The sequence below is a fragment of the Aeromonas sp. EERV15 genome, assembly GCF_900079845.1.
Taxonomy (GTDB): Bacteria; Pseudomonadota; Gammaproteobacteria; order Enterobacterales; family Aeromonadaceae; genus Aeromonas; species Aeromonas sobria.
Window position 1 is genome coordinate 12,243 of sequence record NZ_FKKY02000015.1, and the last position, 14,185, is coordinate 26,427.

The following is a 14,185-nucleotide window of genomic DNA, read 5'->3' on the forward strand; positions in this document are numbered from 1 at the left end:
TTGAGGTTTCCAATGCCTTTTGGCCGGTGCAACTGCACCGGCTTTTTTCTGCCTGTGTTTTCCGGGTAGGTGAGGCGGCGGACCAAATCTGCGGCGCCCCTCATGATTCCGCCGCTTGCCTGCCGCTGGCCACAAGTGCCTTTTGCATCTTATCCCCCGATCCCTGACAATTCCTTTTCTTGTGAAGTGATGGAAATGGCTCGCCTTTTCCCTCGCCCCCTCTCATCCACAGGCGGGAATTGCTCATGTTTACCCTCTACCACTCCAATCAGCTGGATCTGCTCAAAGAGCTGCTGGTGAGCCGCATCCGGCAGGCCCCTCTCTCTCACCCCTTCGATCGGGAGCAGATCCTGGTGCAGAGCCCGGGCATGGCCCAGTGGCTCAAGCTGGAGCTGGCCAAAGCGTTTGGCATTGCCGCCAATATCGACTTTCCGCTGCCCGCCAGTTTTATCTGGGAGATGTTCACCCGGGTGTTGGCGGATGTGCCTCGCATAAGCCCCTACAACAAGGGCTCCATGAGCTGGCAGCTGATGACCATTCTGCCCGCCTTGCTGGACAGGCCCGCCTTTGCGCCGCTGGCAGCCTATCTGGGCGGTGGGGATGACGTGGATCCCGCCAAGGATCCCGAGCAGGTGCGGCTGTGGCAGCTCTGCCAGAAGGTGGCGGATCTGTTCGACCAGTATCTGGTTTACCGGCCGGACTGGATCGCCCGTTGGGAAGAGGGGGAGGGACTGGTTGGCACAGGCAGTCAGGAGCTGGCTGGGGTGAGCGGTCAGGATTGGCAGCCCGAGCTGTGGCGCGAGCTGGTGGCCCGCACGCTGGCGCTCTCTCCGAGCGGTTACCACCGTGCCAACCTCTACGAGGAGTTTATCCACGAGCTGCAACGCACTGCCGATCTGCCGGGCAAGCTGCCGCAGCGGGTCTTCGTGTTCGGCATCTCGGCGCTGCCGCCGCGCTATGTGGAGGCGCTGCTGGCCCTCGGCAGCCGGCCGGAGGTGGAGGTGCACCTGTTCGTCACCAACCCCTGTCGCTACTACTGGGGGGATCTGCTGGATCGCAAGACCCTGGCTCGGTTGGAGAACAAGCTCAAACCCGGCACCGATATCGAGACGTTGCAAGGCCCCGCCAACCCGCTGCTCGCCTCCATGGGCAAGCTGGGGCGCGACTACCTGCATCAGCTGATGGAGCTGGAGGTGCCGCAAATCGAGGCCTTCGTCGATATCGACGAAGTGGATGCCAAAGGCAATGTCAGCCTGCTGCGCGCCATCCAGAAGGATGTGCTGGAGCTAGGTTCACGGGGCGAGGGCCAATTTGATCTCGACAGCAGCCACCACAAGAGCCCGATCGATCTGGCGGATGGATCCCTGCAGATCCACGCCTGCCACGGCCCTATGCGGGAGCTGGAGGTGCTGCACGACCGGCTGCTGGCGCTGTTCGAGCAGGACCCGACCCTCACCCCGAAAGATGTGGTGGTGATGATGCCGGATGTGAACAGCTACGGCCCCTACATTCAGGCGGTGTTTGGGGCGCGGGGCCAGATCCCGTTTGCGGTCTCGGATCGGGCGGCGAGTCAGGAGAGCCCGCTGCTGCAAAGCTTCCTCGCCCTGCTCAGGCTGCCCAACGCCCGCTTCGGGGCGGGCGAGCTGCTCGCCATTCTCGAGGTGCCCGCCGTGCTGCGCCGCTTCGAGCTGGATGACGACGAGTTCAACCAGCTGCGGGTTTGGGTGCAGGAGACCGGCATCCGCTGGGGGCTGGACGACGGCTACCCCGTCCGTTTCGATCTGCCGCCCATGTCCGGCAACAGCTGGCTGTTCGGTCTGCGCCGCATGTTGCTCGGCTTTGCCATGGGGGATGGCGAGCCGGTGGCGGGTATCCTGCCCTACGCCGATATCGAAGGTCAGCAGGGGCTGGCACTCGGCAAGCTGGCCTGGTTTGTCGATTCGCTGGCCGAGTTTTTGCCCCGGCTGCAACAGGCGCAGCCGCTGGCCGAGTGGAACGCCTGCCTGCTGGCGCTGCTGGAGCGCTTCTATCTGGCCGACGAGGATGAAGAGCGTCAGCTCCAGCTTATTCGCAGCCAGCTGGTCGAGTGGCAGACCCGGCTCGGCGAGGCTCGCTTCGAGCAGCCCATCACCGCCGACCTGCTGCAGGATTACCTCGGCAGCGTGCTGGGGGAGTCCCGCTCCAGCCAGCGCTTCCTCGCCGGTCAGGTCAACTTCTGCACCCTGATGCCGATGCGCTCCATCCCCTTCAAGCAGGTCTGCCTGCTCGGCATGAACGACGGCGTCTACCCGCGCACATTGGCTCCCATGGGGTTCGATCTGATGGCGGTGGCGTCGCGGCGGGGGGATCGCTCCCGCCGCGATGATGACCGCTACCTCTTCCTCGAAGCGCTGCTCAGTGCCCAGCAGGGGCTCTATATCAGCTATCAGGGCTTCAGCGCGCAGGACAACAGCGACAAGGTGCCCTCGGTGCTGCTGGCGGAGCTGATCGACTATGTGCGGCAGGGCTTTGTGCTGGCGGGGGATGAGGAGCTCGACGACGAAACCTCCGGCAAGCGGCTGCTCAACCACCTGATGGTGGCGCATCCGCTCACCCCCTACAGTCGCAACTACTTCTACCCGGAGCCGGGTTCACGCCTCTTTACCTATGCCGCCGACTGGCTGCCCGCCCTTAACCCAGAGCGCGGCGCGGCTAACTTCCAGAGCGGCGAGCTGCCTTTGCCGCCAGATTGGAACAGAGGGGGGGGCAAGGAGCAGGGGCTGGAGCTGGCGGAGCTGCTGCGCTTCTATCGCCAGCCCACCAAATATTTCCTCAACCGCCGCCTCAAGGTGTGGTTTGAGCTCAACGAAGCCAACATCGAGGACAGCGAGCCATTCGAGCTGGATGGCCTGCAACATTATCAGCTGAAAGATCTGCTGCTCGATGCCCATCTGGCGGAAGGAGATAGTACCGAGCGTCGCGAACGGTTGCAGCTCACCGGCCTGCTGCCGCAAGGGTGGTTTGGCAGCCTGCTGCTGGACGATCTGGATGCCGAGATGGGCAAGTTGGCGGACCGGCTGCGGCCATGGGTTGCTGCCAATGAGTCAGAAAAGCAGGCGGTGGAGATCGATATCTCCCTCACTCAGGGCCAGCTACAAGGTTGGATCGACACCCAGAAGGGGCGCTTGCTGGTGGTCAAACCCGGCAGCTTCAACGGCAAGGATCTGCTGCTGGGCTGGATCCAGCACCTCTGCCTCTCATTGAGCGGCACCCCCGGCGACACCCTGCTGTTCGACGCCAAACAGAGTCTGCGGTTGCCCAAGCTCTCGGCCGACGAGGCGCGGCCCAAGCTGGCGGCGCTGGTGGCGTGTTGGGCGCAGGGGATGAAGCGGCCGCTGCCGTTTTTCCCCAACACCGCCTGGGATTGGCTCAAGGCGATCGAGAAGGATCCCGACAAGCCGGAGGCGGCTGACAAGGCGGCCCTCACCCGTTTCAACGGCGGCTGGATGATCAATGGGGAAGGGCAGGACGTTTACGTCGCCCGCTGCTTCCCCGAACTCGATAACGAGGTGCTGGGGCAGTTGCAGGCACTGGCCCGCGAACACCTGACCCCGCTGCTGACCACCATGGAGATGATGTAATCATGGCTAACCCGCTTAATACCCTGCGTTTTCCCCTCCATGGTGAACGACTGATCGAAGCCTCCGCCGGTACCGGCAAGACCTACACCATCGCCGGTCTCTACCTGCGCCTGCTGCTGGGCCACGGCCCGCTCATCGAAGAGGGGGCTGATGCCGGTCAGCCGAGCGCCCACGAGCGGCCACTCTCGGTGACCGAAATTCTGGTGGTGACTTTTACCGAAGCGGCCACCGCCGAGCTGCGTGGGCGGATCCGCGGCCGCATCCACGAGGCACGGCTCGCCTTTATGCGCGGCCATAGCAGTGACACCCTGCTGGCCCAGTTGCTGGCCGAGGTAGACGATCACGAGTTGGCGGCCCGTCGCCTGCTGGCCGCCGAGCGGCAGATGGACGAGGCGGCGGTCTTTACCATCCACGGCTTCTGCCAGCGGATGCTCAAGCAGAACGCCTTCGAGTCGGGCGCCCTCTTTGAAACCGAATTTCTTACCGACGACAGCCAGCTCAGGCTGCAGGCGGTGAGCGACTACTGGCGCGCCGAGTTCTATCCGGTGGATAAAACCCTCGCCAGTTCGGTGCGCGCGCTCTGGCCGAGCCCCGCCGCCCTGCTGCGGGAGATGGGCAGCTGGCTCGACAACAGCGAGCTGGAGATCCACCCTGCGTTGGGGGACGAGACCCTCGCCGCCCGTCATCAGGTGGCCATGAGTCGCATCGCGGCGGTGAAGTGCGAATGGCTGGCGCAGGCGGACGAGATCCGCCGCCAGACCGATGGCCAGATCAGCCGCTACACCGGCAAGAACTACGAAGGGTGGCTTGCCAAGATAGCCGACTGGGCGCAGGACGAGGGCAGTGGCTACGCCATTCCCAAGGAGCTGGAGCGCTTTGGCCAGACGGTGCTGGAGGAGAACCTCAAGAAGGGGGGCGCAGTGCCGACCCTGCCGCTGTTCAGCCAGATCGACCAGCTGCTGGCGAGCCGCCCCGGTATTCGGGATCTGATCCTGCAACGGGCCGCCAAGGTGGTGCGCAGCCGGATGCAGGCGAGCAAGCGGCAGGCCCATCAGCTCTCGTTCGATGACCTGCTCAAAGATCTCGACGGGGCGCTCGGCTCCAGCCTTGGCGAGCGACTCTGCGAGCGCATTCGCGCCACCTATCGGGTGGCGATGATCGACGAATTTCAGGATACCGACCCCCAGCAGTACCGCATCTTCCATCGGCTCTATGGTTTGCAAGAGAGTGGCGGCCACACAGACACGGCGCTGTTGATGATCGGTGACCCCAAGCAGGCCATCTACGGCTTTCGCGGCGCCGACATCTTTACCTATATTCAGGCACGGCGAAATGTGAGCGCCCACTACACCCTCGGGCGCAACTGGCGCTCCAGCAGTGTGCTGGTGGGGGCAGTCAACGGCCTGTTCGAGCGGGCCAAGGATCCCTTTATCTACGAGGCGGATATCCCCTTCCTGCCGGTGGAGGCGCAGGGCAAGAGTAAGGCGCTTGTTCTCGATGGCGCCACCGCACCTGTGCTCCACTGCTGGCAGCTGAGCGGCCAGCCCACCTTCAATCGGGGGGATTACCAGAGCAAGATGGCCCGCGCCACCGCCGCTGAGATCCACCGTCTGCTGACCCTGGCCCGCGAGGGCAAGGCGCTGATCGGCGACAAGGCGGTCAAGTCCGGAGATATCGCCGTGCTGGTGCGAACCGGCGCCGAGGGCAAGCTGGTGCAGCAGGAACTGGCGCGCCTCGCCATCGCCTCCGTCTATCTGTCGAACCGCGAGAGTGTGCTGGAGCAGACGGAGGCGCGGGAGATCCTGCTGATTTTGCACGCCTGCCAGAACCCGAGCGAAGAGCGCAGCCTGCGGGCGGCGCTCGCCACCGGCCTGTTTGATCTCGACGCCAAGGCGCTCGATGGGCTGGCCAGCGACGAGCGGGCGTGGGAGAGCGCGGTGCAGGAGTTTATGGAGTACCGCAAGATCTGGCACCGCCGCGGTGTGCTGGCGATGCTGCGCGCCCTGCTGCACCGGCGCAATCTTGCCTCTTCGCTGTTGGCGAGCCCCTACGGCGAGCGGCGGTTGACCAACTTCCTCCATCTTGGCGAGCTGCTGCAACAGGTGAGCAGCGAGCTGGACGGGGAATATGCCCTGCTGCGCTGGCTGGGGGAGGCGGTGAGCCGCCCCAACGGGCAAGATGCGGAGCAGGTACTGCGCCTCGAATCCGAGCGCAAGCTGGTGCAGATCGTCACCATCCACAAATCCAAGGGGCTGGAGTACCCGCTGGTGTTCCTGCCCTTTATCTGCAGCCACAGACCCGCCGAGACCCCGCTCTATCACGAGGCGGGCAATCGCACCATTCTCGATCTCACCGGCGCCGAGGGCTCCCTGGCGGAGGCCGACCGCGAGCGCCTCGCCGAAGATTTGCGGCTGCTCTATGTGGCGCTGACCCGGGGCGTCTACGCCACCTGGCTGGGGCTGGCGCCGGTGCGGGCGGGGGCGGGCAAGTCGGAGAAGACCGATCTGCACCACACCGCCATCGGCTACCTGCTGCAAAAGGGCGAAGAGGGGGATGCGCAGACGCTGGCGACCGCTCTAACCGAACTGGCACAGGCGCTGCCCGGGGTGGCCGTCGGTGAGCCCTCGCTCACCCGTCCGGCCCCGCTGCCGCCTGAAGAGGAGCAGTTGGGCGAGCCGCAGGTGCGCCACTTTACCGGTCGGCTGGAGCGGGACTGGTGGATCAGCTCCTACTCCGGGCTTGCGGCGCAAGGAAATGGTCACAGCAAGGGGGTGCTGGCCAATCCCGGCTTCGATGACGAGGTGGTGACCGAGGCGGCCGCGCTGGCTGCCGAACTGTCTACAGCACAACAGGAGGAGGCGTCCCAGCCTTCCATCTTCACTTTCCCGAAAGGGGCGCGCCCCGGCACCTTGCTGCACAGCCTGTTCGAGACCATCGACTTTCAAAGCGCCGCTGGTGAGCCGCTGGCAGAGCATATCGCCACACTGCTGGCGCAGGATGGCTTTGACGAGAGTTGGGCCGAGGTGCTGCAACAGCAGGTGGAGGCGGTACTCGATACCGAATTGCCAGTTGAGCATGGCGAGCCGGTGCGGCTGCGGGATCTGGCGCCCGAGCGCAAGCAGGTGGAGCTGGAGTTCTTCTTGCCCATGGGGCGGGTGACGGCACCGGCGCTGACCGCCCTCTGCCAGCAGCACGACCCGCTGTCGCGGGGCAACAAGCCGCTGAGCTTTGCCACCGTGCAGGGGATGCTCAAGGGCTTTATCGATCTGGTGTTCGAGTGGCAGGGGCGTTGGTATCTGCTCGACTACAAATCGAACCATCTCGGCATGAGCCCCGCCGATTACAGCCGTCCGGCGCTGGAGCGGGCGATGGCCGAGCACCGCTACGACCTGCAATACCAGCTCTACTCGCTGGCGCTGCACCGGCTGCTCACCCTGCGCCTGCCGGGCTACGACTTCGAGCAGCATTTTGGCGGGGTTTTCTATCTGTTCCTGCGCGGCATGCCGCAGGGGGGCATTTTCCATACCCGCCCGAGCCGTGAATTGGTGCAGGGGCTGGATAAGTTGTTTCGCGAAGGCAGTGAGCTGCCAGCAGCGGGATTCCAAGCATTGAACGAGGTAGAAGCATGAGCGGCACCATGATCAGCACCGCGACCAGCGCAATGATGGTTGAACGGTTAAAAGCACTGGCGCTGGCTGGCCGTATTCGCCAGCTGGATCTGCAATTTGCAAAGCTGGTGGCCGATCTGGGCGGCAGCCCCGAGCTGGTGCTGGGGGCTGCGATCACCTGCTTCGAGCTGGGGCGTGGCCATGTTTGTCTGCCGCTTGAAATGCTCATCGCCGGCTCATTGCGCCCGTTCGGGTTGGATCCCCAGCAGAGCCGGGATCTGCTGCTGGATCTGGCGGATCCTGCCCGCTGGCCCACCCTGTTTGCAGCAAGCCCGCTCGTTGGCACAGAACAGGATGACGGGCTTGCCCCGCGCTGGCCGCTGCGGCTGTGGCACGGGCGGCTCTACCTCACCCGCTACCACGATCACGAGCAGGGGGTGGCCCGCCATCTGCGCACTTTGAGTGAAAGAGCCGAATGGCCGGAGATAGCCCCCGCCCTGTCGCGGCTGTTTGCCCGCGACTACGGGCTGGTGTTCGCGGCGCTGCTCAAAGCCCGCCTTGCCCCCGACTTCTCGGCCCGCCACTTTATCGAGAAGTACCTCGATCTGGTGTTCCCGAGCGAAGTGGATTGGCCCGCCATCGAAGGGCTGCTGGCCAGCGCCCAGGCGGCGAGCGACTTGAGCAAGCTGGATGCGCTGGTGCCCGAGGCGCTCTGCTGCAACGGCCAGAAGCTGGCGGCGGCCACCGCGGCGGCGCGCCCCTTTGCGGTGATCTCCGGCGGCCCCGGCACCGGCAAGACCACGACTGTGGCCAAACTGCTCGCCATTCTGGTGGAGACCGGCCTGCAAGCAGGCAAGGCCCCGGCGATCCGGCTGGTGGCCCCCACCGGCAAGGCGGCGGCGCGCCTCACCGAGAGTATCGGCTCTGCCCTGCAGGCCCTCGATCTGCCCCCCGAATGGGTCGAAGCGATCCCCACCGAAGCGGGCACCTTGCACCGGCTGCTTGGGGTGATCCCGGGGCGCAGCCAGTTCCGCCACCACGCGGGCAACCCGCTGCACCTCGACCTGCTGGTGGTGGATGAGGCCTCCATGGTCGATTTGCCGATGATGGCGCGCCTGCTTGATGCACTGCCCAGCCACGCCCGCCTGATCCTGCTCGGCGACAAGGATCAGCTCGCCTCGGTGGAGGCGGGGGCCGTGCTCGGCGATATCTGTAGCTTTATCGAACAGGGCATCAGCCCGGCGCAGGCGGACTGGCTCTCCCGCCAGACCGGCTACCGCTTGCAGGGCACGCCAGCGGGGGCTCCGGTGCGCGACAGCCTCTGTTTGCTGGCCAAGAGCTGGCGCTTTGATCAGCATTCGGGCATCGGCCAGCTGGCGCGCGCCTGCAACAGCGGCGATGCCACGGCGGTGGAGGCAGTCTGGGGCGCAGGATTCGCCGATATCAGCCTGCACCCCTGGGCGGGGGAGGCTTACGATGGCCTGATTGCCCAAGGGGTGGCCGGTTACGGCAGCTATCTGAAGGCGGCCCGCGCCGGGGAGGCGCCCGCCGCCGTGTTCAAGGCATTCAACAGCTTCCAGATCCTCTGCGCCCTGCGCGATGGCCCGTTCGGCGTGCTGGGGCTTAACGAGCGGCTCGAACTGGCCCTGTCACGGACTGGCCTGATTGCTCGCGATGGCGACTGGTATGCCGGTCGCCCGGTGATGGTGGTGCGCAACGACCACGGCGTTGGCCTCTATAACGGCGATATGGGGCTCTGCCTGCCCGATGAAACCGGGCGGCTCAAGGTCTGGTTTGAGCAGCCGGATGGCACCCTGCGCGCCCTTCTGCCAAGCCGCTTGCCGCCCCATGAGACGGTCTACGCCATGACCATCCACAAATCCCAGGGTTCGGAGTTCGCCCATACCGTGCTGGTGCTGCCCGATAGCTCCAGCCCGCTGTTGACCCGCGAGCTGGTCTATACCGGCATCACCCGCGCCAAGGCGCGGCTCGATCTCTACGGCGATCGCGCCCTGCTGGCACAAGCGGTCAGGAAAAAGACCGAGCGTTATTCCGGATTGGCGGAGAGGTTGGGGGAGTAATTGTGTTTAGCAGGCATAATTGCCTGCTAAACACATAATTGAAGTTAATTTTTTTTAGGTGGGGGCGGTGGGGTTGGCGATGGTTTTTCATATCTTGTTGGGGGTGGTGGATTTCTACTGTTCTTTTGTGTATCTGGGCCTGGATATGTTCTCTTATCAGACATAAATCACCATCACTTTTTGGTTGGAGTTGGAGGGGCTGGTGTTGGTTTAGGTTTTACGTAATTTAATGGTGGTGGTGGGTTTTTTCCGGACTTTTCAATAGGCTTTTTATTCTCATTGCTCATCAGAATTACCCTCCTTCAAAAATTCAACGAATTCTATTTCTTCGGCTTTGATTACTATGTATTGTGCGCTCAACATAGGTATATATTCACCTTGTTCTGATATCCACTCTGGATTTTGTAAAACAATATGACCTTTGGATGGGTCTGAGGGCCATACACTAGGCCAACCAAAAATCCTTCGTCCATCCTTTAGATCTAATATTACAAAAGATGTTACGCTATTAAATATGTCTTCCCACTCACTATTAAATGATGACTGGTTGGTTATTTTTAATTTTTGTAGGAGTTCATGAAATTTAGAGTTGTTTGTGTAATAAGAGAGAACCAAGCCCAACAGAAATGCAATGATGATAGATGTTGCTAGTTCTTTTCCTGCAGACCATTCAAAAACCTTATAAAAACCGCCAATGTGGATAGTTATCTCTTTGAATAAATCTGAAAGAACCTTAACCAATAGTGTGAAAATTAAAGCTTGTATTACTCTTTCAAACTGAGATTGTTTAGGATACGCGGTTAATGCGTGGAAAACCCAAGCAGTTAAAAACCCAGGTAATAACTGCCTCAATAACTCGAGTAACTCAGAACTGATATCCATATTTTAAAGCTCTTGGCTATATCGTGGTTTTTATGATTGATTTATAAGTCAGTATCACCAAAAAACGCTTGATGAGTCAATGCGTATTTATATTGAAATGTGAATTTTTCTTATCTTATATGCGGTTAATATAAAATTTTTTGCATTATCTATATCTCGTATGTTGGGCTTCGCAGGTTCAGCACCAACTTACCGATTGTGTAGGTTGTGGCTGAGCGTAGCGAAGCCCAACGTTTACCGCGTGCTCTCTTTTTTCCTACCCCTCATCCCCAGCCCTTCTCCCGCAAGGGGAGAAGGGAGATTTGGCTCCCTTTGAGTTGGTTTACACGGCGTTGTTTCCCAAATCAGCCAGCAAGTCATGACTTCCCCAGCCCTAGGTGACCGCTACACTCGGGGCTTTCTGACAGGCAGACCAAGGGTGTTCAGTTTGTTGATTGCACCAACATACGCCATCACTTCCCCTACCTGACCGTTGTATGTTCGCAGACTGATTTTGCCCGTCATCAACTGCTTGAACCGATACATCGCCGTCTCTGCCAGCGAGCGACGGTGATATCCCGATATCTTCTTCCAGTGCGCTAGCCCCTCCTTGCGCATCACCAGCACCGCCTCATTTCTCGGATGTCCCTTTTCCCATAACCCCGCGTTCTTGCGAGGCGGGATACAGGCTGTCGCCCCTTTGCGCGAGATTAGCTGATGGCTGGCTTTGCTGTCATAGGCGCCATCCGCATAAACATGTCCCAGCTTGCGCCGCAGTGGGTTGAGCAAGGTCGGCAGCACCTCGGCATCATGGACATTTTCCAGCGACACTTCCGCCGCCACGATATCGTGGGTCACCGGGTCTACCGCCAGATGCAACTTGCGCCAGACTCGACGTTTCTCCGCGCCGTGTTTTCTGACTTTCCACTCGCCTTCACCAAACACTTTCAGACCCGTCGAGTCGATAACCAGGTCGGTAATGCGCCCCTTGGGGGGCTGCCGATAGGCCACCTTCACTGTGCGTGCGCGCTTGCTGACACAGCTGTAGTCCGGGGCACACAGCGGCACATTCATCAGCTCGAACAGGGAGTCGAGTAGCCCCTGAGTGGCTCGCAGCGTGAGGCTGAAAATCCCCTTGAGCATCAGGAAGGTACAGATGGTCTGGTCAGTGTAGAGCTGGCTGCGGCCCCGCCGCCCATGATGGTCGTGGTGAAACCAGTTGCTCATGGCCTCGGCATCAACCCAGAAGGTGAATGAACCACGGTTAATCAAAGACTTGTTGTATTGAGGCCAATTGGTAATGGAATGAAGTGATGTGCCCATGATGCAGACTTGAAGAGGATGGTGGTGATCAGATCCCCACCTCCTCAGTTAGTTCCATTCAAGCTGTATCGATTTGGGCAACAACGCCGGTTTACACCACAGGTTTATCGGGCATGGGTAGGTTCGATTAGCGAAGCGTAATCGGACGATCGCGTAATTGGACAATCGTGTAATCGAGCATCATGTAATCGAATATCGCATCGAACATTCGTGCAATCAGCCACTCCCGAAATTCCACCATTGCCAACGCCATATCCTCGATGCCGGATGATCCCCTCTCCCTTTGGGAGAGGGCTAGGGTGAGGGCGGGTCGGGTGCAAAGAACGAAGTGAATTGCACCGCTGCTATTTATCTGCCAAAAGGTGTAATGCGCTTCGCTTTTTACACCCTACATATCTCGTATGTTGGGCTTCGCAGGCTCAGCACCAACCTACCGATTGTGTAGGTTGTGGCCGAGAGTAGCGAAGCCCAACGTTTACCGCGTAATCTCTTTTTTCCTCCCCCTCATCCCCAACCCTTCTCCCGCAAGGGGAGAAGGAAGCAAGGCCGTTACCGCTGTCCGATTACGCTTTACTAATCGAACCTACATGATTGGCGATCATATTTCCGGTGCCGCTTTATCCCCTCTCCCTTTGGGAGAGGGCTAGGGTGAGGGGAGCGGGTTGGCACAATATGCTGCACTTGGTCACTCCTCTTACACCACCCGATAATCCCATCCCCCAAATGACTGAATTGTGCGTTAAATCCGGTAAATGGGGCGCACTTGAACCACACTTATGGCTCCCCTGATTCAGCCTGTGTCGTGAGTGGCCGATAACCGGGGAAACGGTGATGCGGTGGGGTTCTGGCTGACAGATGTATGGCGATATGCCAAGGTAGCGCCTCACGATAAAACAGCGATTCCCCGTGGTGGCGCGGGGCAGAAGAATAAGGGTAACCGCTATGGTGCAGGACAGTGACAGGGTCAGGATCTCGGATGTCAGCGAAGCCGTGGTGCACGGCATTCTGGAGGTGATCAGCGATGGCATCTGGGACTGGAATGCCAATACCGGTTTTGTCTATCGCAATTCCGGCTGGTACCGGATGCTGGGTTATGAGGCTCACACCCTTGGCAATACCGTCTTTACCTGGGAGCAGGTGATCCACCCCGATGATCTGGCCGCTGTGATGGCGAATTTTGATCTCTGTCTGAGCGGCAATATCCCTGAATATCGCGCCGAGTATCGTTGCCGCTGCCGGGATGGCAGTTATATCTGGATTGAAGATTGCGGTCGGATTATAGAGCGCAACCCCGATGGTTCTGTGGCGCGCATGATCGGCGCTCATCACAATATCCACGCCAGCAAGTTGCTGCTGGATCAGCTGGAGCTGCGCAATCATTCGCTGGCGCAGCTGGTGGCTGAGCGTACCGCCGAGCTGGTGCGGCTGAATGAGGCGCTGCAACAGAAAGCAGAAGAGAATCGCCAGCTGGCGGAGACTGATGCCCTGACCGGCGCTGCCAGCCGCTATCGGCTGGAGCGGGCGTTGCAGCTGGAGTGCGAACGGGCCCGCCGTTTTCATCAGCCCTTTACGGTGATCGCCATGGATGTGGACAACTTCAAGCAGATCAATGACAGCTATGGTCATCACATCGGGGATCAGACCCTGATCAATGCAGTGGCGCGGGTGCGTAGCCATATCCGCGAGATCGATCTGCTGGCCCGCTGGGGAGGCGACGAGTTTATGGTGCTGTTGCCCAACACCGGCCGTGATGATGCGCTGGTGGTGGCGGGCAAGCTTCAAGCATGGATGGCGAGCGAGCCCATCTGCCCCCACGGCCCCACCACCATGAGCTTCGGGTTGGCGGAGTATCAGCGGGATGAGCAGAAGGAGAGTTTGATGGTGCGTGCCGATCGGGCGCTCTATCAGGCCAAGCAGCTGGGCAAGAATCAGATCTGCTAACGGCGAACTCGCCAGTAAAAAGGGCCGCAGGATAAGATCCTGCGGCCCTTTTGCATTGTTACTGACGCGGCGCGACTTAGAAGTGGTAGCGCAGGCCCAGCTTGAAGGTATCCAGAGAGTAGTGCTCGTCACCCAGGCTCAGGGCGTTGAACTGGCGCTCGTAACCGATACCGGCAGAGAAGTGGTCGTTGAAGGCGTAGTCCAGACCTACTTCCAGATTAGGGTGTACCTTGCTCTTGGTTGCGTTGTCGCTTGCCTGACCGCTGATACCGAGGATGGTGGCGTTGCCGACAAATTCCACTTCGGTGCGAGTGTAGGCGATGCCCGGCTTGGCATAGGCGCTGAAGCCCCAGGCCAGCGGCTGGCTCAGCTTGGCGGCCAGGCTGATGCTGCGGGTTTCGATGGAAGTGTCGGCAAAGCCGGTCGCACCTTGGGAGGTAACCCAGGTCAGCTGATCCATCTGTTGGGCGTGCAGGCCACCTTCAACGGCCAGCCAGGGTTTGAAGCTGTAACCCACGATCAGGCTGCCGCCGTCGAGCTGGTCGTCGATCACCTTGGCGTCATAGACGCGCTGGGCCGCACCGTCGAGATCCATCTTGGAGGTGGTCAGATCCAGACCTGCGTACCAGCCTTCGGCATGGGCACCGCCATTCATGGTCAGGGCAAGCAGAGAGAAAGCGGCAATTTTATTAAACTTGTTCATGGATAAATAACCTTATGTTGCGTGAACTGTGTGTGATTTATATTGCTC

General features: G+C 60.6%; 7 protein-coding genes. 4 read left to right on the forward strand and 3 right to left on the reverse strand.

Annotated features, from left to right (window positions below; all coding sequences use genetic code 11):
* The first annotated feature begins 245 nt into the window (after positions 1-245).
* The 3 genes from recC to recD are packed head-to-tail and all read left to right on the forward strand — an operon-like array spanning position 246 to position 9,309.
* Positions 246-3,620 carry an exodeoxyribonuclease V subunit gamma gene (gene recC / locus BN4575_RS13920; protein ID WP_068978619.1) on the forward strand — a complete coding sequence of 1,125 codons (3,375 nt, stop codon included), beginning with the start codon at positions 246-248 and terminating at the stop codon, positions 3,618-3,620.
* A 2-nt stretch (positions 3,621-3,622) separates the two neighbouring features.
* Positions 3,623-7,249: an exodeoxyribonuclease V subunit beta gene (gene recB / locus BN4575_RS13925; RefSeq protein ID WP_068978620.1), complete on the forward strand. Its 3,627-nt coding sequence runs from the start codon at positions 3,623-3,625 to the stop codon at positions 7,247-7,249.
* Positions 7,246-9,309, forward strand: coding sequence for an exodeoxyribonuclease V subunit alpha (gene recD, locus BN4575_RS13930; RefSeq protein WP_068978621.1), 2,064 nt, complete (start codon positions 7,246-7,248; stop codon positions 9,307-9,309). Before recB ends, recD begins: the two co-directional genes overlap by 4 nt.
* A gap of 276 nt (positions 9,310-9,585) precedes the next feature.
* On the opposite strand, the gene BN4575_RS13935 is transcribed toward recD, so the two are convergent.
* Positions 9,586-10,191 (reverse strand): DUF6338 family protein, encoded by a 606-nt coding sequence (locus tag BN4575_RS13935; protein WP_068978622.1) that lies wholly within the window; start codon positions 10,189-10,191, stop codon positions 9,586-9,588.
* Positions 10,192-10,575: 384 nt separating this feature from the next.
* A complete protein-coding gene (locus tag BN4575_RS13940; RefSeq protein WP_068978623.1) occupies positions 10,576-11,493 on the reverse strand; it encodes an IS5 family transposase in 918 nt (305 codons plus the stop codon).
* A gap of 942 nt (positions 11,494-12,435) precedes the next feature.
* Here BN4575_RS13940 and BN4575_RS13945 point away from each other — a divergent pair.
* On the forward strand, positions 12,436-13,434 hold the full coding sequence (locus BN4575_RS13945; protein WP_068978624.1) for a sensor domain-containing diguanylate cyclase: 999 nt from the start codon (positions 12,436-12,438) through the stop codon (positions 13,432-13,434).
* 76 nt (positions 13,435-13,510) lie between these two features.
* Here BN4575_RS13945 and BN4575_RS13950 read toward each other — a convergent pair whose 3' ends face one another.
* Positions 13,511-14,137 (reverse strand): porin family protein, encoded by a 627-nt coding sequence (locus BN4575_RS13950; protein WP_068978625.1) that lies wholly within the window; start codon positions 14,135-14,137, stop codon positions 13,511-13,513.
* Between the last annotated feature and the right edge of the window lie 48 nt (positions 14,138-14,185).

Bases quoted from the DNA above. Each gene is read 5' to 3' on its own strand.
- recC (WP_068978619.1), top strand. From the start codon at position 246: ATGTTTACCCTCTACCACTCCAATCAGCTGGATCTGCTCAAAGAGCTG.
- recB (WP_068978620.1), top strand. From the start codon at position 3,623: ATGGCTAACCCGCTTAATACCCTGCGTTTTCCCCTCCATGGTGAACGA.
- recD (WP_068978621.1), top strand. From the start codon at position 7,246: ATGAGCGGCACCATGATCAGCACCGCGACCAGCGCAATGATGGTTGAA.
- BN4575_RS13935 (WP_068978622.1), bottom strand. From the start codon at position 10,191: ATGGATATCAGTTCTGAGTTACTCGAGTTATTGAGGCAGTTATTACCT.
- BN4575_RS13940 (WP_068978623.1), bottom strand. From the start codon at position 11,493: ATGGGCACATCACTTCATTCCATTACCAATTGGCCTCAATACAACAAG.
- BN4575_RS13945 (WP_068978624.1), top strand. From the start codon at position 12,436: ATGGTGCAGGACAGTGACAGGGTCAGGATCTCGGATGTCAGCGAAGCC.
- BN4575_RS13950 (WP_068978625.1), bottom strand. From the start codon at position 14,137: ATGAACAAGTTTAATAAAATTGCCGCTTTCTCTCTGCTTGCCCTGACC.